The organism is Frankia sp. CcI49 (assembly GCF_001983215.1).
GTDB classification, from domain to species: domain Bacteria; phylum Actinomycetota; class Actinomycetes; order Frankiales; family Frankiaceae; genus Parafrankia; species Parafrankia irregularis.
Genome location: NZ_MOWP01000057.1, coordinates 1 through 24,592 on the forward strand (window position 1 = coordinate 1; position 24,592 = coordinate 24,592).

15 protein-coding genes, 1 tRNA gene and 2 pseudogenes are annotated in these 24,592 nt (G+C 70.9%); 11 read left to right on the plus strand and 7 right to left on the minus strand.

The genetic code is table 11. From position 1 onward, the window contains the following. Nucleotides 1-36 precede the first annotated feature (36 nt). From CcI49_RS38770 to CcI49_RS42400, 3 genes are all read left to right on the plus strand, one after another. Nucleotides 37-4,221 (plus strand): SDR family NAD(P)-dependent oxidoreductase, encoded by a 4,185-nt coding sequence (locus CcI49_RS38770; RefSeq protein ID WP_241840545.1) that lies wholly within the window; start codon nt 37-39, stop codon nt 4,219-4,221. Nucleotides 4,222-4,274: 53 nt separating this feature from the next. Further along, nucleotides 4,275-5,897 carry a hypothetical protein gene (locus CcI49_RS38775; RefSeq protein ID WP_063793047.1) on the plus strand — a complete coding sequence of 541 codons (1,623 nt, stop codon included), beginning with the start codon at nt 4,275-4,277 and terminating at the stop codon, nt 5,895-5,897. Nucleotides 5,898-6,094: 197 nt separating this feature from the next. Then, entirely contained in the window at nt 6,095-10,498 is a 4,404-nt protein-coding gene (locus tag CcI49_RS42400) for a toll/interleukin-1 receptor domain-containing protein (RefSeq protein ID WP_076834702.1), read from the plus strand. A 241-nt stretch (nt 10,499-10,739) separates the two neighbouring features. Here CcI49_RS42400 and CcI49_RS38785 read toward each other — a convergent pair whose 3' ends face one another. After that, nucleotides 10,740-11,648 (minus strand): glycosyltransferase, encoded by a 909-nt coding sequence (locus tag CcI49_RS38785; protein WP_158230894.1) that lies wholly within the window; start codon nt 11,646-11,648, stop codon nt 10,740-10,742. Between the two features lie 49 nt (nt 11,649-11,697). On the opposite strand from CcI49_RS38785, the gene CcI49_RS43995 reads away from it, so the two are divergent. Then, complete coding sequence (locus tag CcI49_RS43995) at nt 11,698-12,108, plus strand: hypothetical protein (RefSeq protein ID WP_158230895.1); 411 nt, start codon at nt 11,698-11,700, stop codon at nt 12,106-12,108. Between the two features lie 102 nt (nt 12,109-12,210). Here the strand turns inward: CcI49_RS43995 and CcI49_RS38795 are convergent. After that, a pseudogene (locus CcI49_RS38795) lies at nt 12,211-12,321 on the minus strand (hypothetical protein); the annotation flags it as partial. 128 nt (nt 12,322-12,449) lie between these two features. On the opposite strand from CcI49_RS38795, the gene CcI49_RS38800 reads away from it, so the two are divergent. Then, entirely contained in the window at nt 12,450-13,301 is an 852-nt protein-coding gene (locus CcI49_RS38800) for a mycofactocin-coupled SDR family oxidoreductase (RefSeq protein WP_076834708.1), read from the plus strand. Between the two features lie 896 nt (nt 13,302-14,197). Here CcI49_RS38800 and CcI49_RS38805 read toward each other — a convergent pair. After that, nucleotides 14,198-14,273: transfer RNA gene (locus CcI49_RS38805), tRNA-Thr, on the minus strand. 86 nt (nt 14,274-14,359) lie between these two features. On the opposite strand from CcI49_RS38805, the gene CcI49_RS38810 reads away from it, so the two are divergent. Continuing rightward, nucleotides 14,360-14,716: a VOC family protein gene (locus CcI49_RS38810; protein ID WP_076834710.1), complete on the plus strand. Its 357-nt coding sequence runs from the start codon at nt 14,360-14,362 to the stop codon at nt 14,714-14,716. Between the two features lie 507 nt (nt 14,717-15,223). Here the strand turns inward: CcI49_RS38810 and CcI49_RS38815 are convergent. From CcI49_RS38815 to CcI49_RS38830, 4 genes are all read right to left on the minus strand, one after another. Beyond that, nucleotides 15,224-15,481 (minus strand): hypothetical protein, encoded by a 258-nt coding sequence (locus CcI49_RS38815; RefSeq protein ID WP_006544017.1) that lies wholly within the window; start codon nt 15,479-15,481, stop codon nt 15,224-15,226. A gap of 431 nt (nt 15,482-15,912) precedes the next feature. Continuing rightward, complete coding sequence (locus tag CcI49_RS38820; RefSeq protein ID WP_076834712.1) at nt 15,913-16,692, minus strand: glucose 1-dehydrogenase; 780 nt, start codon at nt 16,690-16,692, stop codon at nt 15,913-15,915. Next, on the minus strand, nt 16,689-17,942 hold the full coding sequence (locus tag CcI49_RS38825) for an LLM class flavin-dependent oxidoreductase (protein WP_076834715.1): 1,254 nt from the start codon (nt 17,940-17,942) through the stop codon (nt 16,689-16,691). Before CcI49_RS38825 ends, CcI49_RS38820 begins: the two co-directional genes overlap by 4 nt. Before the next feature lie 564 nt (nt 17,943-18,506). Further along, nucleotides 18,507-19,151: a TetR/AcrR family transcriptional regulator gene (locus CcI49_RS38830; RefSeq protein WP_235498213.1), complete on the minus strand. Its 645-nt coding sequence runs from the start codon at nt 19,149-19,151 to the stop codon at nt 18,507-18,509. A 388-nt stretch (nt 19,152-19,539) separates the two neighbouring features. Here CcI49_RS38830 and CcI49_RS38835 point away from each other — a divergent pair, with 388 nt between their 5' ends. The 5 genes and pseudogenes from CcI49_RS38835 to CcI49_RS38860 form a co-directional block, all read left to right on the plus strand. Then, nucleotides 19,540-20,967 (plus strand): GDSL-type esterase/lipase family protein, encoded by a 1,428-nt coding sequence (locus tag CcI49_RS38835; protein ID WP_083749985.1) that lies wholly within the window; start codon nt 19,540-19,542, stop codon nt 20,965-20,967. A 524-nt stretch (nt 20,968-21,491) separates the two neighbouring features. Beyond that, on the plus strand, nt 21,492-22,709 hold the full coding sequence (locus tag CcI49_RS38845) for a CoA transferase (protein WP_076834719.1): 1,218 nt from the start codon (nt 21,492-21,494) through the stop codon (nt 22,707-22,709). A 34-nt stretch (nt 22,710-22,743) separates the two neighbouring features. After that, nucleotides 22,744-23,568, plus strand: coding sequence for an SDR family oxidoreductase (locus CcI49_RS38850; RefSeq protein WP_076834721.1), 825 nt, complete (start codon nt 22,744-22,746; stop codon nt 23,566-23,568). A 76-nt stretch (nt 23,569-23,644) separates the two neighbouring features. Next, nucleotides 23,645-24,097 carry a pyridoxamine 5'-phosphate oxidase family protein gene (locus CcI49_RS38855; protein ID WP_054569087.1) on the plus strand — a complete coding sequence of 151 codons (453 nt, stop codon included), beginning with the start codon at nt 23,645-23,647 and terminating at the stop codon, nt 24,095-24,097. A 100-nt stretch (nt 24,098-24,197) separates the two neighbouring features. Next, nucleotides 24,198-24,592: pseudogene (locus tag CcI49_RS38860) on the plus strand (amidohydrolase); the annotation flags it as partial.

Below are 24,592 nucleotides of genomic sequence, written 5' to 3' on the forward strand. Positions count from 1 at the left end.
GGGATCGGTGAGCTGGTGTTGGTACGGCCGTTGACCGTGCCGGTTGACGCGGCGGTGGAGATACAGGTGCTGGTGGGGGCGGTGGACGGGTCCGGCCGACGGTCCGTGGCGGTTCACAGCCGGGCGCCCGAGTCGGCGGACGGCGATGCCGGTGAGTGGGTGATGCACGCCAGCGGCGAACTCGTGGCAGCGGTGTCGGGGGAGGCGGTCCCGGCAAGCGGCGTGATGTGGCCGCCGCGGGACGCCGAACCGTTGGACCTGGACGGTCTCTACCCGAGGCTGGCGGAGAGTGGCCTGGAGTACGGCCCGGCGTTCCGGCTGCTGCGCGCCGCATGGCGGCACGGCGGCGACCTCTACGCCGAAGTCCAGCGGCCCGATGCCACGGCGGAGCCTCCGACCGGCCCGGATTTCGTCGGGCATGTCGTGCACCCCGCGCAGCTCGACGCCGCACTTCACGCGCTCGTCCTGAACGAACATGTGCCTGATCTGAACGCACCCGTTCCTGAAGATGACGAAGGGGTTCATCTTCCGTTCATGTGGCAGGGGGTGAGCGCCCACGGCACGGCCGCCGCGGGCGCGGGCCCGCTGCGAGTCCGGCTCACCCCGACCGGCGCGGACGCCTTCTCGCTCGCCGTGGCGGACGCCGCTGGCAGGCCGGTCGCGTCCGTCGCGTCACTCGCGCTGCGCCGCCTCGACTCCGGCCAGCTCTCCGCGCGGGGGCCCGAGGAGGACCATCTTCACGTCCTCGACTGGATCCCGCTGCCGCCCCCTGCCTCCGACCAGCCCGGGACCGTCGTCCGGGTCCTCGCCGACCCGCACGAGTCGCGCCGGTCGCTGGCCACCGACGGCCCCGCGCCGGACGTGGTCGTCATCCCCGTCATCACGCCGCCGCCGGGCGCCCCGGGCACACCCGGGCACCCGGCGACATCCGATGGCCTGCCCGAGCAGGTGCACACGTCGGTCAGAGCGATGCTGGCCTGGCTGCGGGACGTTCTCGCCGAACCTGCGCCCGCCGCCAGCAGGGTGGTGGTGCTGACCCGGCACGCTGTCGCCGTCCTCCCGGGCGACGAGGTGGCGGACCTGCCCGCGGCCGCCGTCTGGGGGCTGGTGCGCTCCGCGCAGTCGGAGAACCCGGGCCGGCTTCTCCTGGTGGACGTCGACGTGCCGGTGGAGGTTGACGAGGATGTCGCCAGCCCGGCGCTGCTGGCCGCGGTCCTGCCCGCCGTCCGGTCCGCCGAGGGGGAGAGCGCCGTCGCCGTGCGGGCCGGCGTGGCCTACACCGCCCGGTTGACCCGGCCCACCCCGGTGCTCACCCCACCGGCGGAGCACAGCGCGTGGCGCGTCGACGTCACCGCCCGCGGCACCCTGGCGAACCTCGCCCTGGTTCCCTGCCCTGAGGCGCACCGCCCACTCGGGCCAGGCGAGGTCCGGATCGCGATGCGGGCGGCGGGCCTGAACTTCCGTGATGTCGTCCTCGCGCTGGGCATGGTCGGCGCCGACGAGCTGATCGGCTGCGAGGGCGCGGGCATCGTGCTCGAGACCGGCCCCGGCGTCGAGAGCGTGGCCCCCGGCGACCGGGTCATGGGCCTGATCTCCGGGAGCATGGGGCCGCTGGCCGTCACGGACGCCCGCCTGGTGGCGCCCGTCCCGCCCGGCTGGTCCTTCGCGCAGGCCGCGTCCGTGCCGATCGTGTTCCTCACCGCCTACTACGCCCTCGCCGACCTGGCCCGGATCCGTCCCGGGGAACGCCTGCTGGTGCACGCGGCGGCCGGCGGCGTCGGGATGGCCGCGCTCCAGCTGGCGCGGCACTGGGGCGTCGAGGTCTTCGGGACCGCGAGCCCCGGCAAGTGGGCGGCGCTGCGCCGGCAGGGGCTGGCCGACGACCACCTCGCCTCGTCGCGCACCCTCGAGTTCGAGGAGCGCTTCCGCGCGGCCACCGGCGGCGCCGGCCTGGACGTCGTGCTGAACTCGCTGACCGGCGACTTCCTCGAGGCCTCGCTGCGGCTGCTGTCGCCCGGCGGCGGCCGGTTCGTCGAGATGGGCAAGACCGACATCCGCGATCGGCGGCAGGTCGCGCTCGACCACCCGGGCGTGGCCTACCAGGCGTTCGACCTGCTCGCCACGGCCGGGCCCGATCACATCCAGCGCATGTTCGGCGAGCTGCTCGACCTGTTCGAGCGGGGCGCGCTGACACCGCTGCCCGTCGCGAGCTGGGACGTCGGCCGCGCTCCGGAGGCGTTCCGCCACCTGAGCCAGGCCCGGAACATCGGCAAGATCGTGCTCACCATCCCGGCTCCGTGGAACCCCGACGGGACCGTCCTGGTCACCGGCGGTACGGGTGCGCTGGGCGGGCTGATCGCCCGGCACCTCGTGACCGGCCACGGGGTGCGCCGGCTCGTCCTGGCGAGCCGCGGCGGCCCGGGCGCCGCGGGCGCCGCGGAACTCACGGCGGAACTGTCGGCGGAGCAGGCGGACGCCGGCGCCGAGGTCAGCGTCAGCGTCGTCGCCTGCGACGTCGGCGATCCTCAGGCGCTCGCCGCCCTGCTCGCGGAGATCCCCGCGCGGCATCCGCTGACCGCGGTGGTGCACGCGGCCGGTGTGGTCCGCGACGGCACGATCGACTCGCTGCGCCCCGAGGACGTGGACGCCGTGCTGCGGCCGAAGGCGGACGCCGCCTGGCACCTGCACCAGCTGACCCGGGACGCCGACCTCGCCGCCTTCGTGTCGTTCTCGTCGATAGCGGGCACGATCGGGTCCCCGGGGCAGGGCAACTACGCGGCGGCGAACTCGTTCCTCGACGCGCTGGCCCACCACCGCCGTGCGCTCGGGCTCCCCGCGGTCTCGCTCGCCTGGGGACTGTGGTCCCTCGACAGCGCTCTGACCAGCCAGCTCGGCGCGGGTGACCGGACCCGCATCAGCCGCGGCGGAGTCGTGCCGCTGGACCCGGCGACCGGCCTGGCGCTCTTCGACGCGGCCGTGGGCGCCGGACTGCCGGTCGCCGTCCCCGCCCGGTTCAATCCGGCGGCGCTGCGCGAGCAGGCCGCGGCCGGTCTGCTGCCACCCGTCCTGCGGGCGGTCGCCGACGGCGCGACGAGACCGGACGTCGGGTCGCGGGCGGCACCGGGGGCTGCCGCCGCGGCCGGGAACACGCGTGTCGACCTCGAGGGGCTGGCGCCGCACGAGCGCGCGTCCGCGTTGCTGGACCTGGTCCGCGCCCACACGGCGGTCGTCCTCGGGCACGCCGACGCGGCTTCGGTGCCGCCCGGCGACGGCTTCCGTGACCTGGGCTTCGACTCCCTCACCGCCGTCGAGCTGCGCAACCGGCTGATGAGCGTGACCGGCCTGCGGCTTCCCGCCACCGTGGTGTTCGACCACCCCACCCCGGCGGAACTCGCGGGAGCGCTGAACGCGGAGTTCGGTCCATCCGAGGACAGTGACCGCCAGGCGCCCGAGAGCGGGGCCTCGAACCGGTCGCGATCCGGGCCCGCCGTGCCGGGCGGCGTCTACATCCTGCCGCACGCCGGTGGATCCGCGGCCTTCTTCAGCGGCCTCGCGACGCGGCTGGCCGATGTGCGGGGCGCCGTCGTCGTGCAGTACCCCGGCCGGTACGAGCGGTTCCGCGAGCCGACGGCGACGTCGGTCGCCCAGCTCGCCGACGAGGTGGTCGCCCGGATCCTCGCCGACCGGGCGGCGGACGGCGCGGGACCACTGGTGCTCTTCGGGCACAGCATGGGCGCCACCGTCGCCTTCGAGGCCGCGCACCAGCTGGAGGAGCGCGACGTTGCCGTGACCCACCTCGTGGTCTCGGCCCGCAACCCTCCGCCCAGGACCACTCGCACCCTCCCGACCGAGTTCTCCGACGAGGAGCTGCTGGCGGACATGCTGCGCCTCGGCGCGACATCGCCCGCGCTGCTGGCGGACGACGACTTCCGCGCCGCGCTGCTGACGACGACCCGGGCGGACTACGTGGCGGTGGCCACGTACGCCCATCTCCGGGAGCGGGAGCTGCGTTGCCCGGTGACTGCCGTCTGCGGCGACAGCGACCAGGTCGCCGACCTCGCCGCCATGGACGGCTGGCGCTCGTTCACCACCGGCGGGTTCACCAGCCGCTCGTTCGCGGGCGGCCACTTCTACCTCACCGACCACGAGAGCGCCCTCGCCTCGTTGCTGCTGGAGCTCGTCCCGGACGGTGCGAAGCACGGCCACCGGCCAGTCAGCTGACCCGATCCGACCCCCCCGTGTACATCCCTCATGCCGACAGGCCGGGAGGCGCTGTGACCGACAACCACGACGACGGTGGCCGCGACGCCACGGGCCCGCCGCCCGGCCGGGAGCACGCGATCGTGCTGGGCGCGGGAATCGCGGGCATGATGACCGCCCGCGTCCTCGCCGACAGCTACCGGCGGGTGACCATCCTGGAACGGGACGTCCTGCCTGCCGGTGAGCATCGCCGCGGGGCCGCGCAGGGCCGCCATCTGCACGGCCTGATGGAACGCGGACGCCAGATCATGGAGACGCTCTACCCGGGGATGACGGCGGAGCTCGTCGAGCGCGGCGCACCGCAGACCGAGCTCCTCGCCACGACCCGCTGGTACCTGAGCGGCCTGCGCGCCCGGCCCACCGCTACCGGCATGATCGCGCTCCTACCCAGCCGGCCCCTGCTCGAAAGCGTGCTTCGGGCGAGGACAGCGGCGCTGCCGGGTGTCCGGGTCGTGGAGCGGGTCGGCGCGGTCGGCCTCGTCGTGGCCGGCTCCGGGCGGGTCACCGGGGTGCGCGTCGTCTCCTCCGGCGTCCCGATCGAGGACCTCCTCGCCGCCGCGGACCTGGCTGCGAGCGGCGGGCCGACGGACGACCGAGCAGCGGCAGCGCCGGCGCCGGCGACGGCATCGGTGGCGGCTCTCGCGGCGGGGCCGGGGTCAGGGCCGGTGCCGGGGCCGGGGGCTCCGGCCGCGCCCGCGGGCATCGCGGCTCCGGCCGAGCGCGCCGTGACGATCACGGCGGATCTCGTCGTCGATGCGACCGGCCGCGGCTCCCGCGCGCCCGAGTGGCTCACTCAGCTCGGCTTCGAGGCCCCGCCCGAGGAACGCAACGAGGTGAACGTCGGGTACGCGTCACGTACCTACCGGCACCGCCCGGAGCACCTGGACGGAGACGTGGGAGTGATCATTTCCACGGTGCCGGGGCGGAACCGGGGCGGGGTCGCCTGCCTCATCGAGGGCGGCCGCTGGCACGTGAGCCTCTCGGGCATGCTCGGCGATCACCCGCCGACCGACCCCGGCGAGTTCGAGGCCTTCGCCGCCACGCTGGCCGCTCCGGACATCCACGGCATTATCACCCAGGCCGAGCCGCTCGACGACGTGGTGCCGCATCGCTACCGAGGCTCACTGCGCCGGCGTTACGAGCGTGTCGACGCGCCCCCCGAGGGCTTCCTCTCCATCGGGGACGCCGTCTGCAGCTTCAACCCGCTGTACGCGCAGGGAATGTCGGTGGCGGCGCAACAGGTCGAGGCACTGCGGGACTGCCTGCGCTCGGACGAGCCGGACCTGCCCCGACGCTTCTACACGCGGGTCACACCGGCCATCGACCTCGTGTGGGCGATGTCCGGGAACGCGGACCTGAGCCACCCCGGGGTGGAAGGCAACCGGACGGCACGGACCCGCCTGATCAACGCCTACGTGCGCCGGGCGCACGTGGCGGCCAGCCGGGACTCGGCGGTGGCGCTGGCGTTCATGCGCCTGGCGAACCTCGTGGACACGCCGGACATCCTGCTCCGGCCCGCGATGATGGCCCGCATCCTGCGGCCGGGCGCGCGACCGCGGCCAGCCGGAGCCGGGGGCGGGGGCGGAGCCGGAGCTGGGGGAGGGGCCGGGGGCGGATCGGCACGGCGGAAGCGGTAGCGGTAGCGCCCGACGGTCTACCTAGCCATTTGACCTGCGGAGGTAGTGCGTTTTGTAGATCACTGACTGATCGTTTCATGGCAACAGGTCTGGAGACGAGGCCGTGCGACCGGTATGGCCGATCCACCAGCGGTCGGGCACTCCCGCAAACCCGACCCTGAGTCGGGTGATGGTGCCCGCCGGTGGAAGCTTGCTGGGTGAGCAGTGACGTGGGAGCGGACGGCTGGGACTTCTTCGTCTCGTACACGCAGTCTGATCGAGGGTGGGCCGAGTGGGTCGCCTGGGTGCTGGAGGAGGACGAATTCCGGGTCCTTTTGCAGGCGTGGGACTTCGGCGTGGGCTCCAACTGGGTGCGTGGGATGGACGATGGGGTGTCGCGTGCCCGGCGAACGGTCGCGCTCCTGTCCGAGGGCTATGCGAAGTCGGCAAACTGCGCGGCCGAGTGGCAGGCCGCCTGGCGCAGAGACCAGGATGCCCGGGACCGGGCGCTGCTGGTCCTGCGGACCGAGGACTGTCCGCGGCCCGGTCTGCTGGCGCAGGTGGTCTCCGGTGACCTGTTCGGGCTCGCGGAGGCCGACGCCCGTGCCGTGGTCTTGGACGCGGCCCGGTCGGCCGCCGGCTTGACTGGTCGGGCCAAGCCGTCGCAGCGGCCGGCGTTTCCAGGTTGGCAGGGCGCCTCGCGGCGAGCCGCGTTCCCTGGCGTGGCCGGTCTACGTCCTCCGCGGTCGCGGCCGTCGAGGGCGGTACTGCCTGTACTTCCGGCCCGCTTCGTGGCGCGCGACGACGATGTCGACGCGCTTCGCGCGCTCCTGGTGGACGCCCACACGGGTCCGGTCGTGGGCGTCGTCGCGATGGGGGGTGCCGGGAAATCGACGTTGGCCAGGGCGCTGGTCCAGGACAACGCGGTCCGGGAGGCGTTCCCGGACGGGATCGTTTGGGTTGAGGTCAACCCGCGTCCGGACCTCGCCGCGCTGCAGACCCAGGTTCTCACCGCGTTCGGCTCCCCGGAGCCGGTCTCCGACGTGCGTGTGGGGACGGAGCGGCTGCGGGACCTGCTGGCGGGGGGCGTGTGCCTGATCGTGCTCGACAACGTCTGGGACCGCGAGGTGCTGCCGGCCTTCCCGGTGCCACCTGGAAGCCGCCTGCTGGCGACCACCCGCGACCGGGACACCCTGTTCGCGGACAGCGTCTCCTACCGGCTTGGGCAGGTCGACGACGCGATGGCCCGCCGGCTGCTGGCACGCTACGCCGGCTGCGACGTCGCGGAGCTGCCCGGCGAGGCCACGGAGATTATCCGGCGGTGCGGCGGCCTGGTCCTGGCGCTCGTGCTGCTGGGCGGCATGGTCGGCGAGGGTCGGAGATGGGCGACGGCCGCCGCCCGGCTGAGCCGCGCGGACCTGGCCTGGTTCGATGGCCGCTTCTCCGACTACACCCAGGGCCTGCTTGCCGCACTCGAGGCCTCCGTCGCGGCGCTCGGGGCGCGGGAGGCCGACCGGTTCCGTGAGCTGGCTGTGTTCGAGGGGCACGGCCCGGTGCCCGTGGAGGTGTCCGTGTTGCTGTGGCAGGCCACGGGCGGCCTCGACGCGCTCGATGCCGAGGACCTGCTGAGCATGCTCGGCCGCCGCAGCCTCGTCCAGATCGACCCGGTCAGCGACACGTTCATGCTGCACGATCTGCTGATCGACTATGCCCGCGAGACGCTGCCGCCTGGCCGGCACGAGCAGTTACACGGCCTGCTCGCCCATTGTCTGCTGTCCCGCTGGGGAGGGCTTGACGCCGCTCTGCCCGGTCTCCAGGGCCACGCAACGCGAGATGCCGTGGATCGCTACGGCCTGTCGGAGCTGGTCTCTCACCTGCTCGCCGCGCGAATGCCGGTGACGGTCGACGAGGTCCTCACCGCGGAACGCGTGACACCCGGCGCCGACGCCGAAAGCGTCTGGTACGTGGCCCACGAGAATCAGGGCACCACGGGCGCCTACCTCGCAGACGTCCGTGCCGCGTCGAGGGAGGCACGAGCCAGGGAAAGCACGGACGATACGAGCGGGCTGGCTCGGCAGATCGGGTATTCGCTCATTCTCGGTTCGATCACCAGCCTCGCCGCTAACATCCCTCCGAACCTGCTCGTCCGCCTCGTCGACACCGGGCTCTGGCCGCCGTCGCGTGCGCTTGCCTATGCCCAATCCGCGCCGAACGCGGACTCCCGGGCGCGGGCGTTGACCGGGTTGCTGCCGTACCTGCCCGTCGACCAGCGAGACGTGGTCAGCGCGCAGGCGCTGACCACCGCCCGTGCCATCCCAGCCCCGGATACCCGGGCGGCCTCGTTGGCGGAACTGGCGCCATACCTGCCCGCTGATCAGCGTGGGCCTGTCCTGGCGCAGGCCTATGCGTCGACGAAGGCCATCCCCTGGCCGGACGTCCGTGCGAAGGTTCTGCGCGCGCTGGCGCCACACCTGCCGACTGAGTTGCTCGAGGAGGCGTTGAAGACCGTTCTGATCGTCGAGGACCCGTGGGAAGCCACGGCTTTCGAAGACCCGTGGGGAGGTGTGCTGATTCCGGACGGATTCGGTGAGGTGCTGTCCGGGCTCGTGTCGCATCTGCCTGCCGCGCTGCTGATGCAGGCCTTGGCGGTGGCGACCAGGAGCAACCATCCGGGCTACCGGGCGGAGGTGTCGTCGAGGCTTGTGTCGCATCTGCCCGGCGAGGAGCGCGCGGCTGTCGTCACGCGGACGCTCGTCGACGTCTCCACGATGGACGATCCCGACCGCAGGGCAGAGGTGTTGTCCAGGCTGGTGCCGCAGATGCCGATCGATCAGCGAGAGCCGGTCGCCGCCCAAGCGCTCGTCGCCGTTCTTGCCATCCACGAGGAGTACACGCGGGTAAGGGTTCTGTCGGAGTTGACGCCCTGGCTGTCCGCCGATTTGCTGGCGCGGGCGTTGACCGCCGCTACCACCCTCGATAGTCCGGATATGCGGGCTTGGGCGTTGGCGATCATAGCGCCCCACCTGCCCGCCAGCCAGCGACGGCCGGTCCTCATCCAGGCCCTGGCGGTCCCCGCCACGGAACACTGGCCGGTCAGCCGGAACCGGGCCCTGACCCAGGCTGCACCCCACCTGCCCGCAGATCTTCTTCCGCGGGCGTTTGCCGTCGCAGTGGCTCTTGGTGACTCAGGCGCCCGTGCGGAGGCACTTGTCGGCCTGGCGCCCTACCTGCCGGTCCGTCTGCTTGCAGAAGCGCTGGCAACCGCCACGACGATCGATCCGCCGTACGGACCGGCGGGAGTGCTGGAGCGTCTTGCGCCCTATCTGTCCGGGGACCTGCTCGCCCAGGCATTGGCCATCGCTGCCACCATGGACAAGACGTACGATCGGGCGCGCGCTCTGTCCGGCCTGGCACCCGGTCTGGACGCCGATTTGCTCATTCAGGCGCTGACAGCTGCTCGTGGCATCGACATGCCGTTCAAGCGGGCGGAGCTGTTGACTCGGCTGTTGCCACACCTGCCGGCCGGGGAGCGGGAGGCGGTTGTCGCCCGGGCGCTCACTGCCGCGCTTGGTGTGAGCAAGTCGTCCGAGCGGGCGGAAGCACTGACTCGGCTGTTGCCACACCTGCCGGCCGGGGAACGGGAGGCGGTTGTCGCCCGGGCGCTCACTGCCGCGCTTGGTGTGAGCAAGTCGTCCGAGCGGGCGGAAGCACTGACTCGGCTGTTGCCACACCTGCCTGTCGAGGAGCGGGAGGCGGTTGTCGCCCGGGCGTTGACCGCCGCGTTCACTGCCGACAGCCGACACGAACAAGCGCGGCTGGTCGCCGGATTGGCGGGACATCTACCCATGCCTGCGCTCGACTGGGCGATTGCCACCGCCGCGGCTATCGAAAACGCGGAAGACCAGGTCGAAGTGCTCTCCGGTCTGGCGTCCCGCCTGCCGGCGGATCGCCTCGCTGAAATCGTGACCGCGGCCAGCGCCATCGTTGACGACAACCGCCGGGCGAGGACGTTGGCCAGAATCGCCCCTCACCTGCCCAGCGACCATCAGGGCCCTGTCCTGACCGCGGTGCTGACCACTCCGGTGAGTCCCGACTGGCCGGGCGACCGGCCCGACGTGCTGGCCAGCCTGGCGCCATACCTACCGGCTCGGATGCTCGGCCAGGCGCTGAGCGCCGCCGGGGCCATGAGCAGCGGCTACGACGGTGAGCTGACCCGTGCCCTGGCTGGGCTGGCACCCTACCTTCCCGCCGAGCTGCTTCGCCAAGCGGTGACGGTCGCCAACTCGCTGGAAGTGCCGTTCGACCGGGTACAGGCGTTGTTGGAGTTGGTGCCCCATCTGCCGGTCGATGACCGACAGCCGGTGCTCGCCCGCGCCTTGGAGGCAGCCACCGGCATCGACCAGCCCTACTACCGCGCGGAGGCATTGGCGGAGCTGACGCGGCACCTGCTCCCCGTGCAGAGGGGACCGGTTCTGGCCGAGGCGCTGATATCGGCCTCCGTGGACGGGCGGGGCACCGTGATTGATGTCCTTCTGGCTGCACTTGCCTGCAGCGAGGAGGGCGATGTGCTTGCCGCCGAGACCGTCCCGTGGTGGCTGAGGGTCCAACGCTGGTGGCCCTGAAACGACCTGGGTCTGACGCTCCTGCGTTGTCAACTGTTCTGATGGCAGGCTGGTCGGCCTGCCGATGCCGCAGTGGCTGGAGAGCCTCGATGATCTTTCGCCGCGTACGTGCGTCCGCCGGGAGCGTTGGCCGAGGTTGCCGTTTTCCGCACCGAACGGCTTGGTTCGTCGTGGTCAGGGCCGCGAGCCAGCTGCGGAGGCCAAACGGTGTTGTCTACGACGACGGCAACAGCCTGCGGCCTCAGCCGACCCCGCGGTCCGCGGTGGACCAGTAGCGCGAGCGGAGCACCTTCTTGTCCGGCTTTCCCACGGCGGTGAGTGGGAGCGCGTCGACGAAATCCACGCCCTTCGGCGCATGGTGTGAGCCCTTGCGTTCCTTCACCAGAGCGGCGAGCTCCTCCGCCGGCACGGACTGACCGGGCCGCAGCACGACCACCGCCCGGACGGCTTCGCCCCACTTGTCGTCGGGGACGCCGATGACCGCCGCCGCGGCGACCGCCGGGTGCGTGGAGAGGACGTCATCGATCAGGGTGTTCACCGCGGTGGCGACGGCGGCGACGTCCGAGCCGTCGACGACCAGGCCGGTCTCGCCGGGGCGGACCACCGCGGGTGCTCCCCCCGCGGCCCCGGTGATCACGGGGAGGCCGGTGGCCGCGGCCTCCAGCGCGGCCACGCCGAGGCCCTCGCGGTCGAGGCCCAGGGCGTGGGCTCGGGACGGCATCGCGAAGACGTCCGCCGCGTCGAGGTAGGCGGGCAGAGCCTCGTCGGGAACGGCGCCGGTGAAACAGACGTCCGCGCAGACGTCGACCTCGTGCGCCAGGTGCCGCAGCCGGTGGGCCGCCGGTCCGTGGCCGACGATGAGCAGCAGCGCGCCGGGATGGCGTCGCAGCACGGCGGGCCACGCGCGAATCAGTGCGTCCTGGCCCTTGCGGGTGACCAGCCGGGCGACGCAGACGACGATCGGCCGCCCGCCCCACCCGTGGTGGCGGCGCAGGCAGGCGCCGCCGGCCCCGGGGCGGAAGCGGTCGACGTCGACGCCGCCGGTCAGCTGTTCGAAACGGACCGGACCGGCGGCGACCGCCCGCAGACGACGCAGACTGACCTCGGTGAGGTAGGTGACGACATCGGCCCGCCTGGCTACGGCGCGCACGATCGACCGTCCCCCCGGCGGCCAGGACCAGCCGAACTCGTGTCCATGGGTGGAGGACACCACCCAGTCGACGCCGGCTCGTCGCAGGACGGGAGCGACCAGTGACCGGGGCGTCGCGGCCGGGAACCAGACCGTGGTCGCGCCTGTCGTGGCGGCGATCCGTGCGCGCCGCACCGCTGCCGGTGGTTGTCACCGCAGCCGCGCGGTCGCGGACGACCTCGAACGGGGCCGCCGCGTCGTGGTGGGCGGCGTCCGCGCGCGGCGGCGCGACGACCACCACCCGGTCCGGGGGCAGGGCCGCGGCCAGGTGCCGGGCAAAGGTCTCGATGCCGCCCACGGCCGGCGGGAACTTGTCCGCGACGATCAGGGTGCGGGGCGGGCCCGGGACCTCCTGACGTCCCGCGCGTCGCGGTTCCCCCTGCCCGGCCGGGCCTTCGCGGGGTGGATCCGGCGGAAATGAGTAGTCCACCAGGCCAAGCAACACGACGCACCGTGTGGGTGTGATGTGAGCTGGTCGGGCCCGCGGCTGCGGCGGATTCCGCACCCGTCGGGTTTCGCCCCACTTCTCGTCGGGGCCGCCGACGACCGCCGCGGCGGCGACCGCCGGGTGGGTCGAGAGAACGCCCTCGATCTCGCGGGCGAAGGCACTGAAACACTGCTTTGGATATATTATCCGTCATGCATCGTTGCCGCCTCGGCCTGACCGTCGAGGACGTCCACGGGCCCGCAACATGACCACGGGACGACTCGCGCACATCGTCGTGGCCGCTACCTGCGCCCATCACCGAGAAGGGATCTGGCATGGGAAAGCTTGACGGCAAGGTCGCGTTCGTCACCGGCGCCGGCCGCGGACAGGGACGCAGCCACGCGCTGCGGCTGGCCCAGGAGGGTGCGGACATCATCGCGATCGATCTGTGCGAGCAGATCGAGAGCGTCCCGTATCCGCTGGCCACACCGGAGGACCTCGCTCACACCGCCAAGGAGGTCGAGGCGCTCGGCCGTGGCATCGTCGCGGTGAAGGCCGACGTGCGGGAGCGCGCGCAGCTGCGTGCGGCGGTCGACGAGGGGCTCGCCCGCTTCGGCCGGCTCGACATCGTCGTCGGCAACGCCGGCGTCTGCCCCTGGGACGACCTGACGCTGTGCGGGGGCTTCGTCGACGGCACCGACGTCGACCTCATCGGCGTGATGAACACCGTCGCGGTCAGCCTGCCGCATCTGAAGGCCGGAGCGTCGATCATCCTCACCGGCTCGACCGCCGGGATGATGAAGGGCACCACGGAGAAGCTCGGCAACACCGGCGGCGTCGGCTACTCATGGGCCAAGCAGACCGTCGCCCGCTACACCGAGGTCCTCGCGCTGCAGCTCGCGCCGCACAACGTCCGGCTGAACGCGATCCACCCGACCAACGTCAACACGCCGCTGATCCACAACGACCGGATCTACAAGACGTTCCGCCCGGACCTGGAGAACCCCACCCGCCAGGACGCGGAGCTCGCCCTCCCTGTCCTGCAGGCCATGCCCATTCCGTACATCGAGCCGGAGGACGTCAGCGCGCTCGTGCTGTTCCTCGCCTCCGACGACGCGAGGTACATCACCGGGCTGAACCTGCGCATCGACGCGGGCGGAATGCTGAAGGGCCAACCCGCTCTCTGAGGTCGCCGGGGGCACTTTCCCGGGCGCTGTTGCACCGGCGGAGTCCGCTGTCCCGCATCCGTCGATCAGTCATGATCGACGGATGCGTCGACGTCGTTCCTGTCCATCGGTTCCGGCGTCGGAGTTCGCGGGGTTCCGGTTCCCCCGGCGGTGATCCGCGACGAGATCAAGCAGGGGTGGTCCTGGCCAGCCTGGCCGGGCAGCGTTTCAGGTCCTGGTCCTGCCCTACCGGCAGACCGACGGCTACCAGCCCGGCCTGGAGACGATCACCGCCTTTCTTGCCTGTCGGTCACCACACCACCGTAGGACCCAGCCACCGGCCAGTGCCTGACGGAAACCGAACGAGGTCGGACTGGTAACCCGAGATACGGAAGGCCGCCTCCTCGATCCCGATGCGCAGGTAGCCATGCCGGGATGACGTCGCCGTATCTGTGCCACCACCCACCCGCCATGACCTCCTTCACGAGCACTGACGGTGGGCACGGCGGACCCCGTTCCACGCAGTGGCGATCCCCGGTGGCGACGCCGAGCTGTCGGCATCGTCATCATGGTCATGTCCACGGCACCGCCATCGGTCCTGGCGGCGCCGTGGACGGCCGATCCTCGGCCGCGGTAACTGTGGGTGACAACGGTGGACCGGCCACCGCCAGCCGGCGCGTGTCGCTCTCGCCGGACCCCGCCCAGACCCCAGAAACGCATATAGTAACGGAGAGTAGCCGCCGTCGGAGCGGCGCCACGGCCGCAGATCCGGGCTCAGACACCGGAGACGACGCGCCGCCGATGATCGTTTCCTGCACAAAATTGCCGAATGCGCACCCAATGCGCACCCAAACCCGTTTCGATTTTGAATAGATGATCTTAGGCTTCGCAAAACCGCAGGTCAGGGCCTATTTCTCTGGAGCCGGCGAGGGGACTCGAACCCCTAACCGCTCGATTACAAGTCGAGTGCGCTACCAATTGCGCCACGCCGGCCGGCCGCTCCACGATACCGGACCGAGGTCGCCGCGTTGCCAACACTGCGCCGACCCTGCCACCCGTCCGCGGAGAGGCGCCACCCGATGTTCGGTCCCGTCACCACCGTCATGACGTTCGCGGACTACCCCGAGACATCCGCACGCTGGTGGGCCGCACAACTCGGCGCCGACGTCCACCTCGACATCGACGGCGAATCGGTCTACGCCTGGCTCACCGTCGCCGGCGTAGAGATCGGCTTCCACGAGGCCGACGACGACCGCAACCCCCGCGGCGGATCACCCGTCGTCTACTGGGCCGTCACCGACCTCGACGCCACCCGCGGGCGTCTCCTCACCGCGGGCTGCGTCCACCACCGCGGCCCACTCACCGTGTCAGCAGGACGGAGGATCTGCCAGATCATCGACCCGTTCGGAACCGTCATCGGCCTCGAAGGACCCTGACTCTGGCAGTGAGGTGGCGGCGTCTGCACCGGGCCGGAGAAACCGGCGCCGACGGGAAGCGGGAAGGCAGCACCCGTGGTCGACCTGCTGGTGGGGCTGACCGGCGAACTCCGACGCCGGAACCGGTGGACGGAAACGGCGTCGACGCGTCCTCTGATCATGACTGATCGGCGGCTACGCGAAGGTGGACATCGCCGATGCAACAGCGCGACTCGATCTGCACAGCACGCGGGCCAGGCAATACCAAGTCCACGAACGAACCAGCGAGCTCAGAACACCAGGGGCCACTTGCGTGGCGTCGAGTTTGCGTGATGTACCACGAGATCCKGATTTGCCCCTGCCAGGTCGAGCTCGGTAAGCGGAACGGGCCCCGCCGGGCGTGACCACCAACCCAAATGCTTTCGGGAGACGAAGAATCCCACGACGACGCCGAGGGCAGCGAGCTGCATACCCAGGTCGTCGCCGTGRAATTCTTCTCGTGTTACCGAGGGTTCACCGAAAAGGTTCCTACGCCGCCGATCCGCGGTAGGCGACCGGGCCCTCGCCGGGGAACTGCGCCGCGCCCTGGAACGACGCGCCGTTGTCGAAGAACGTGATGCTGCCGTTGCCCTGGGGGCCCGACCAGGTCACCTGGGTCCCGGTCTCCGGCCGGCCCGACGAGGGCACGACCTGGTTCCGGTTGCCGATGACGATCTGCAGGTCGGCATCCTTGTGCCATTCCGCCCCCGGGCCGCCCCACTGGATCTCAGTGTGATAAAGAGACATACGCCTACCCCTTCTGCCGGCGCGACCCGTCAGGTCACGCTTTAACTGGAACAGCGGGTACTGCGAATTCTGTTCGCCCGACGCCGACCCAGACAGGTCGGTCCACTCGTGTCAAGACACGGATCCCCCGAACAGGAAGTCGGCCGCTAACAAGTCGAGCGAACCTCCGCGGATTCAGCGTAACAACTCCGATACCCGGCGACAACGAAGTTTGCAGAACAACTGCAGCTTCACCTGATTGCCCGAGCTATGCTTGGAAATGCGGCTTTAGTTCCTTTTGATATACGGTGTGATTGTCAGGGATCAATGAATGTGACCTGCCGGGCCGACGTGAACATCTTTTTMGGTCAGGAACAGGCCGGTGAGAACGTGCTCGCCTGTCCACCGCCGCGCCACGGCCGCCGGCACCTGGTCCGCAGCCTTGGTCAGGGTCAGGTGGTGGAGCCGCCGTCGATGACAAGATCCGTGCCGGTGGTGTAGGACGACGCGGCGGATGCCAGGTAGAGGGCTCCTTCGGCGATCTCGTCGGACCGGCCGAGCCGACCCATCGGGGTGCCCGCGGAGACCCGTTCGGCGGCTCCGGGCGGCAGCATCGGTGAGTCGATCGCCCCGGGCAGGATGCAGTTCACCCGGATCCGCGGAGCCAGTTCCAGGGCCGCGACCTTGGACATGCCCCGCAGCCCCCATTTCGCGGCGCCATAGACGCCGTGCCCGCGGAACGCCTTCACGCCCGCGATGGAGGCGATGTTGATGATGGAGCCGCCATCGCCCTCGAGCATCAGCGGCACGCAGGCCTGGATCCCGAGGAAGGGGCCGCGCAGGTTGACCGCGAGCAGCCGATCGAGGTCGGCCGCGTTGTCCTCGAGCAGCGGGCGGATCCAGTGGATGGCCGCGTTGTTGACGAGCACGTCGAGCCGGCCGAACGAGGCGCGCAGCGCCGCCACCGCCGCGGCCCAGGCCGTCTCGTCGCTGACGTCCAGTTCCTGGAAGACGGCGGCGTCACCAAGCGAGGCCGCGACCTTCGCGCCCTCGGCGGCCAGGATGTCAGTGATCATCACCTGGGCGCCGGCCGCCACGAACCGACGCGCCGTCACCTCGCCCTGCCCGCGGGCCGAGCCGGTGATCAGGGCGACCTTTCCGGCGAGCGGACCGGGCCGACCGAGCGGGCCGGGCGCACCAGCCGCGCGGGTGGCTTCGGTGCCGCCGGTCATGCCGACACCACCGGAGCCGAGGCGGATGCTGTGGCGGATGCAGTGGCGGCCAGTGCCTCCTGCGCGGCGCGGATCCCGGGCCGGGCGGAGGGATCGGCGGTGCCGGGGGGTCGGAACCGCGGGATCACGTTCTCCCCCCACTGCCGAATGGTCTCCAGACAGATCTCCTGCTCGACGGTTCCCATCTGGATCAGGCACATGACCTCGTCCACACCGGCCGCCTCGAGCTCGCGCACGTAGTCGATGGCCGTCTCCGCGTCGCCGTAGGCGTGGTCGATGTTGAAATTGGCCGCCGCGAGGGAGCGATCCTTCACCATCGGCAGCTCGCCGCGGTCGTAGCGGGCGGTCATCTCGGCCGCGAGACGCCGCATGTAGGCGATGTTGTCGTCGTCGTGGGTGTGGTCGCCGGCCGGGGTGGGCCGCCGGCCGCCCCAGTACCCGATCGACTCGCCGAAGAACCGCTGGCCGCGGGCCCCGACCCGGCGCGCCTCGGCGGCATCGTCGAGCACGATGGTCGGTGCCAGGGCGATGAAGCTGTCGTTCACGACCGACGAGACGAACTCCTCGCCGGTGCGGGTCGCGACGGTCTCGGCGTGCATCCGCTTCTGCAGCCGGACACTGTCGAGTCCGGCGAAGCCGAAGATCAGGGCCCCGACGCCGTAGGAAGCCGCACGGCGGACCGTGTCGGGCTTGGTGCAGGCCAGGAACAACGGCGGGTGTGGACGTTGGACCGGGCGGGGCAGGATCGTGTGCCGTTCGTTGCCCTCCGGGGCGGCGATGTCGAGCAGCGCGCCGTGCCACTCGAACGTCTCCTCCTGCCAGGCCCGGCCGATGATGCGCAGCGCCTCCTCGATCTCGGCGTAGGTTCGCTCGGGGTCGACGTTGGCGAGCGCCGCCTCCTGCGCGGTTGCCCCGCGCGCCGCGCCGACGTCGAGCCGGCCGCCCGAGAGCACGTCGAGCATGGCGATCCGTTCGGCGACCCTGGTCGGGTAGTTGAAGTTGAACGGCATGCAGACGGCGCCGTGCCCGATCCGGATGCGGGAGGTACGGGCCGCCACCGCGGCCAGGAAGATCTCCGGGGCGCTCATGTGTGAATAACGGGTCAGCGAATGGTGCTCCACAGCCCATACACCGTCGAAGCCGGCGGCCTCGGCGGCCACCGCCTGCTCGACGCAGTCCCGCAGCAGTTGTCGCTCGCGGTCGGGCGTCGGCGAGGCGAGCTGGGCCTCGAAGATCATCGAGAATCGCATCGATCTGCTCCCTGCGTTCCGGGTCACGGTCTTCCTGGCCCGGCCGCTTCCTGCGGTCGGATCGCCCCTTCGCCCCTCACCTCTGGGGGCTGGGGGCTGGGCCGACGTGATCCACACGTCCTCTTGGGCCCTGCCTGCCTCGACCGAGAGCTAAGACCTATCGACCATAAAATGGACTATGAGTCCAGTCAATGGCATACGAGTCTTCCAGAACGAGTGAGGACACCTGACACGGGGCACCAGGACGCCTGGGCACCTGGGCACTCCGTCGGATGCGCCCAGCGGGCGGAGATCACCCGGCCGCCGCGTGCGACTCGGCGGCGGCACGCACGAACGGCCCGCTCGCCATCGGGGCAGTGCGGAGATCTCGCCAGGCGGCCGACCGGATCAGGCTCGGCAGCCAGTCGGATCAGGCTCGGCAGTCGGATCAGGCTCGGCAGCCAGTCGGATCAGAAGGGGCAGTGGCCAGCGGGCCCGGCGGCGCACCACCGGGTCGAGAGCCCGACCGGACCGCAGGCCAGCCCCTTTGCGTCGTGGTGCGACAGGGCACCACCTCCGGGCTGATCAGCCTCGGGAGCGCGGCGGGGCGCCGTGGAGGATGATCGCGAGCCAGGCTGAGGCGAGCGCGTCGAGCACGCGGTCGATGTCGACCTGCTGACCGTGGATGAACTTGCTGAAGAAGTGCTGCAGCGGCATCAGCAGGATGGCCGCGGTGATCTCGGCGTCGGCCTGGGTCAGATCGTCACGCGCGGCGGCGAGCGCCGCGGCGAGGTACTCGACCTGCCTGTCATAGTCGCCTTCGGTGAGCGCCCGGATCTCCGGCTCGACGACCGCTCCCTCCCACAGGGGGGCCACATAGTCGCGCACCCGCTCCCAGCGCTCGACGGCGCGCGCCAGCCAGGCCCTGATCCCCTCCCAGGTGGGAGCCCGGGTCAGGTCGCCGAGATCGACATAGATGCCGTCGAAGGCCTCCAGCACACGCCCGTTCAGCTCGACCAGGATGTCGGCCTTGCCGCGGAAGTGCAGGTAGAAGGTCGCCTTGGTAGCCCCGGCGCGCTGGACGATCTCATCGATGGTGGTGCGGACGTAGCCGTGCTCGGCGAACGCCACCACCGCCGCGTCGATGAACCGGGCACGGGTGAACGCCCGCTGCGCGACCCGCAGTTCGCTACGCCGGCCCCGGTTCCCGACCCCGGAGGCCTCGGCCACGCCCGGCACCTCCCACCACACCGCTCCGATCCCGCCGTCTGCTCGACGGACACGATAGCCACTGACGGGACGTCGGAGCGGTGGCGCAGGCCGCACCGAGCTGGCGGGGCACTGGCCGGAGAACAACGGGCACCGCCCGAAGGCCGAGACCGCCGCGGATCGCGACCAGTCACCCAGGCACTCAGGCACCCAGGTTCCCAGGCGCCCGGGTTCCCAGGCTCCCGAGCCGACCAGCGGACCCGACGAGCAGACCTCAGCGGTGCGTCACCCCGGCGAAGGTATTCGGCCGTCGCCATTCCGATGAACCACAGCGCGCGGCCGGCGCGGCTTCAACGGAGTATCCGCAAGCGAGACCTCGACCCCCTTTCGAGTCTCACATTCCCTCCCTATGATCCCTGAACTGCCCGGCGGCATACGCAGGCGAAAGACTGCGGAAAGTGCCGCGCATTCAATTTGCCCTGAGGCGAAGGAGTTGATTGTTGCCGTGTTCACAGGCAAACGAAAGAGGACAGGCGCGCTCGGAGCGGCCGCGGCGTTCCTGGCAGCCGGAGTCGGGCTCGGCTTAGGTCCGGCACCCACACCGGCGGCCGCGACGACCCCGGCGAGCTGCACCGGGACGCACTGGGTCGCGAGCTGGGCCGCGAGCCCCACGGATTCGATCGTGCCCACGGACGCCACCGGCGCCCTGACTCCGCAGACCCTGACCCGCCAGACGCTCCGGATGATCGTGACTCCGCACCTCGGCGGATCGAGCCTCCGAATCCACCTGTCGAACCGCTTCGGCACGACTCCGGTAACCTTCGGCCGGGTCACGGTCGGTGTGCAGACGAACGGCGCCGCAGCGAGGGACATCGTGCCCCTGACCTTCCAGAACTCCACTTCAGTGACGATTCCCGCCGGCCAGGATGTGGTGAGCGATCCGGCCGCACTGACGTTCACCGCCTTTGAGCCGCTGGCGGTCAGTCTCTATGTTCCCGGAATCTACATCGCGCCGACCAAGCACTGGAACGCCAACGCGACGTCCTACTACTCGCTTTCCCTGAGCGGCGATCTCAGCCAGCGCGAGTCCGGTGGGAGCTATCTCGGGCGGACCGGCGCCTGGTTGTTCGTCAACGGAGTCGACGTGGTCGCTCCCGCCCAGACCAGCGCGGTCGTCGCGTTCGGTGACTCCATCACCGACGGCTTCGTCGGAGCCACCGCTCTCAGCATCCCCGCCGACGCCTCGGTGGCGGACAAGAACGGACGGTATCCCGACAGGCTCCAGCGCCGCCTGGACGCCGGCGGCATTCCGATCTCCGTCGTCAATGCGGGAATCGGCGGCAACCAGCTCCTCACCGACGGCCAGCCGCTGCAGACCGGTCCGAGCGGCCTCGCACGTTTCGACGTCGACGCCCAGGCCTTGGCCGGCGCCGCGGGTGTGCTGGCGCTCGAAGGCATCAACGACCTGGGCCTGGGCGGCGCGACCGCCGACGAGCTCATCACCGGATACACCCAGCTGATCGACCGCGCGCACGCCGCCGGCCTCAAGATCTGGCTGGGAACCATCACACCGGCGTCCAACGCTCTGGTCGACGGCACTCTTCTCGCACCCGACAGCGAGCAGCACCGCCAGACGATCAACACCTGGATCCGCACCCAGACGCTCGCTGACGGTTTCGTCGACTTCGACGCCGCGCTGCGCGACCCGGCCAACCCGTCCGTTCTTCGGTCGGCCTACGCCTCAGTGGACAACCTCCACCCCAACCTCGCCGGCTATCAGGCGATGGCCGATGTCGCGAACCTGGAGCTGCTCCGCTCCGTCACCTGCCACGGCTGAACCGACCCATCCAGTCCGCCGAGAACCCACTGCCGAAGCCGCATCGGCCGCCGGACCCGCGCACTGCACGGGTCCGGCGGCCGATGTCACGCCTCTTCCCATCGGGACCGGCCTACCCGTGGGTGGGACGAGTGAGCTGACGCCCAGACCGGGGTCAGGCACGCCCAGGCCACGCCCGCGGCAGCGCCGCCGATGACGGTGCGCCGGTCTGGGCTGCGGTCCGTGTTCGACATGGCTCCAGACTGGTGTGGCAGCGGGGAAACCACATTGCCGCCAGCCTCCGTTCCGGTCTGGGGGCTGGCCCTACCCCACCGATACGCCTGCGCTCGCCGATCCGACGTGGTGCGCTGCCGAGACCGCCGGGCCCACCTTGACACTATGCGAGCACCGATCGCATACTCGCCAACGGATAAGCGACCACTAGTCGCATAGGGGGTGGGTGTGCAGCCACGATTACCACGTCGACCGTCTCGTGCCGTGACGTGCCTCGCGGCCGCCACCGGAGATGAGACAGGAGCGTGTACATGACCGCGGTGATGCAGGGGGTGCGGATCCTCGAGGTCGCCGAGCACACGTTCGTACCCGCGGCGTCCGCGCTGCTCGCCGACTGGGGCGCCGACGTGATCAAGATCGAGCACGTCGAGCGCGGTGACGCGATGCGCGCGCTGGCCTCGTCCGGCGTGGCGGTTGTGCCCAAGGACGTCCACGTGCTGATGGAGCACTCCAACCGCGGCAAGCGCAGCCTGGGCCTCGACCTCACCTCCCAGGCCGGCCGCGAGATCCTCTACCGGCTCGCGGGCACCTGCGACGTCTTCCTGACCAACAAGCTGCCCAGCGTGCGGGCCAAGCTGCGCGTCGACGTCGACGACATCCGCGCCCACAACCCGCGCATCATCTACGTCCGGGGCACCGGCCAGGGCGAACGCGGCCCCGAAGCCGACCGAGGCGCCTACGACTCGCTGGCCTTCTGGTCCCGGGCCGGCGCCGCTGTCGGCGTCATGCGGCCCGAGTACGGCCACGTCCCGGTTCCGCCCGCGCCCGGCTTCGGGGACTCCATCGGCGCCATGACCATCGCCGGCGGCATCATGGGCGCGCTGTTCCATCGCGAGCGCACCGGCGAGGCCACCGAGGTCGACGTCTCTCTCATGTCGACCGGCATGTGGGCGATGGGCCAGGCCCTCGCCCTCTCCCTGCTGCTCGACATCCCGTGGACCCCGCCACCCGCCGACGCGCCGCGGTCCAACCCGCTCACCGGCAACTACCAGACCAAGGACGGCCGCTGGCTTTCCTTCACCTGTCTGCAGGCCGGCCGATACTGGCCACCGATGTGCGAGGTCATCCGTCGTCCCGATCTCGCGACCGACCCCCGGTTCGCCGACCACGCCGCCCTGATGGCGAACAGCAGGGCGGCCATCGCGATCCTCGAGAGCACCTTCGCGGCGCACCCGCTGGCCGAGTGGCGCGAGCGGCTGGCGGGCTTCGTCGGCCAGTGGAGCGTCGTCCAGGACACCCTGGAGGCCGCCTCGGACCCGCAGGCCGTCGCCAACGGTTACGTCCAGGAGTGCACCACCGCGACCGGCATCCCGTTCCGCCTCGCCGCCGCCCCTGTCCAGTACGGCAACCAGCCCGCGCCGGCGGGACGCGCGCCGCTGTTCAACGAGCACGGCGACGAGATCCTCGCCGAGCTCGGTCTCGATCAGGATGCCGTCCTCGACCTGAAGATCCGCGGCGTGGTCGCGTGACACGCACCTCGACGAAGAGCCTGGAGACACTGACATGACGCTGTTCGACGCCTTCCGCTTCGACGGGAAGCGGGTCCTGGTGGTCGGCGGTGCCACCGGCATGGGCGCCGCCGCCGCCGAACTCGCGCTGAGTGCCGGCGCCGAGGTGCTCGTCGCCGACTACGCCGAGGTCACGCTTCCGGGCGCCAGGGCCATCCACGTCAATCTCGCCGACGCCGCCTCCATCGACACCGCCGTCGACCAGCTCGGCGGCCCCGTCCACGCCCTGCTGCTCGCCGCCGGCGTCGCCGACGGAACCCCCGGCATCGAACGCATCAACTTCATCGGCCACCGCTACCTCATCGACCGCCTTCTCGCCGGCGGGCTGCTGCCCCGCGGCTCCGCCATCGGCTTCATCTCCTCCGCCGCCGGTCTGGGCTGGGAGTCGGACCTGCCGCTGCTGCGCGAGTACCTCGCCATCACCGACTTCGACGAGGCCACGAAGTGGGCGGTGGACCACGGCAAGGCCGACTACATGTGGAGCAAGCGGGCCGTCTGCGCCTACGTCGCGTCCCAGGCGATGCCCCTGCTGAAGCAGGGCGTGCGGATCAACGCGATCTGCCCCGGCCCCACCGACACCCCCCTCGCCCGGGCGAACGAGGAGCGGTGGCTCGGCTTCGGCACCGACTACCGCGCCGAGGTGGGCTCCCTGCCCGCGACCCCGCTGGAGCAGGCCTACCCGCTGCTGTTCCTCTGCAGTGACGCCGCCTCGGCCGTCAACGGCATCACCCTCACCGCCGACTCGGGCTACTTCAGCGCCGGTATCGCCGAGTCCTTTCCCCCGGCCACGCCCGTCGTGAAATTCCTTCTCGGCCGATGAGCTGGCCGAAGCCCCAGGCCGGCTGCGCAGGCCCACCGCCCAGCAGATCTTCGACATTCACGAGGGACAGAAGACGATGAAAGAGCAGCGTCGGGGCCGCCGGATCGCCATGAGCCCGGCTGAGATCGATGCCTTCCTCGCCGAGGAGCGGACCTGCCGGGTGGCGACGTCCGGCCCGAGCGGACCGCATCTGACTCCGCTGTGGTTCGTCTGGGACGGCGCCGCGCTCTGGCTCAACTCGGTCGTGAAGAGCCAGCGCTGGACGGACATCGCCCGCGACCCGCGGGTGGCCGTCCTCGTGGACGGCGGGCATGCCTTCAACGAGCTGCACGGAGTCGAACTCCGCGGAAAGCTCGAAAGCGTCGGAGAGGCTCCCCGGAGCAGCACGCCGGATCCCGAGCTCGAAAAGCCCGAGCTGCTCTTCGCCCGTAAGTACACCGGCCGCGACGAGATGCACTACGACGGACGGCACGCCTGGCTGCGGCTGACCCCGGAAAAGGTCACCAGCTGGGATTTCCGAAAGATGTGAGAACCGCCGGCGCACCCGACGGCAGACCGCAGCAGGCCTGCGCCCCCAAGAAGCCTGGCCGGACACGACCGCCGGGCCATCCCACTCGTCGAGGAGGGTCATGAACGTCGACGACATGGTGCTGGTGAGCATCRACGACCACGTGGTCGAGCCGCCCGACATGTTCACCAACCACGTCCCGGCCGGGCTGGCCGACCAGGCCCCGCACGTCGAGACCGACGAGTCCGGTGTGGACAGGTGGATCTACCAGGGTCGGGTCACCGGTGTCAGCGGCCTGAACGCCGTCGTCTCCTGGCCACCGGAGGAATGGGCCAAGGATCCCGCGGGCTTCGCCGAGATGCGCCCCGCCGTTTACGACATCCATGACCGGGTGCGGGACATGGACCGCAACGGCATTCTGGCCTCGATGTGCTTCCCGACCTTCGCGGGGTTCTCGGCCGGGCACCTGAACCACTTCAAGGACCCCCTGACGGTCGTCATGATCCAGGCGTACAA

Excerpts from the sequence above, each read along its gene's own strand:
- CcI49_RS38800 (WP_076834708.1), top strand. The coding sequence starts at position 12,450 with ATGGGAAAGCTTGACGGCAAGGTCGCGTTCGTCACCGGCGCCGGCCGC.
- CcI49_RS38810 (WP_076834710.1), top strand. The coding sequence starts at position 14,360 with ATGTTCGGTCCCGTCACCACCGTCATGACGTTCGCGGACTACCCCGAG.
- CcI49_RS38815 (WP_006544017.1), bottom strand. The coding sequence starts at position 15,481 with ATGTCTCTTTATCACACTGAGATCCAGTGGGGCGGCCCGGGGGCGGAA.
- CcI49_RS38820 (WP_076834712.1), bottom strand. The coding sequence starts at position 16,692 with ATGACCGGCGGCACCGAAGCCACCCGCGCGGCTGGTGCGCCCGGCCCG.
- CcI49_RS38825 (WP_076834715.1), bottom strand. The coding sequence starts at position 17,942 with ATGCGATTCTCGATGATCTTCGAGGCCCAGCTCGCCTCGCCGACGCCC.
- CcI49_RS38835 (WP_083749985.1), top strand. The coding sequence starts at position 19,540 with ATGATCCCTGAACTGCCCGGCGGCATACGCAGGCGAAAGACTGCGGAA.
- CcI49_RS38845 (WP_076834719.1), top strand. The coding sequence starts at position 21,492 with ATGACCGCGGTGATGCAGGGGGTGCGGATCCTCGAGGTCGCCGAGCAC.
- CcI49_RS38850 (WP_076834721.1), top strand. The coding sequence starts at position 22,744 with ATGACGCTGTTCGACGCCTTCCGCTTCGACGGGAAGCGGGTCCTGGTG.
- CcI49_RS38855 (WP_054569087.1), top strand. The coding sequence starts at position 23,645 with ATGAAAGAGCAGCGTCGGGGCCGCCGGATCGCCATGAGCCCGGCTGAG.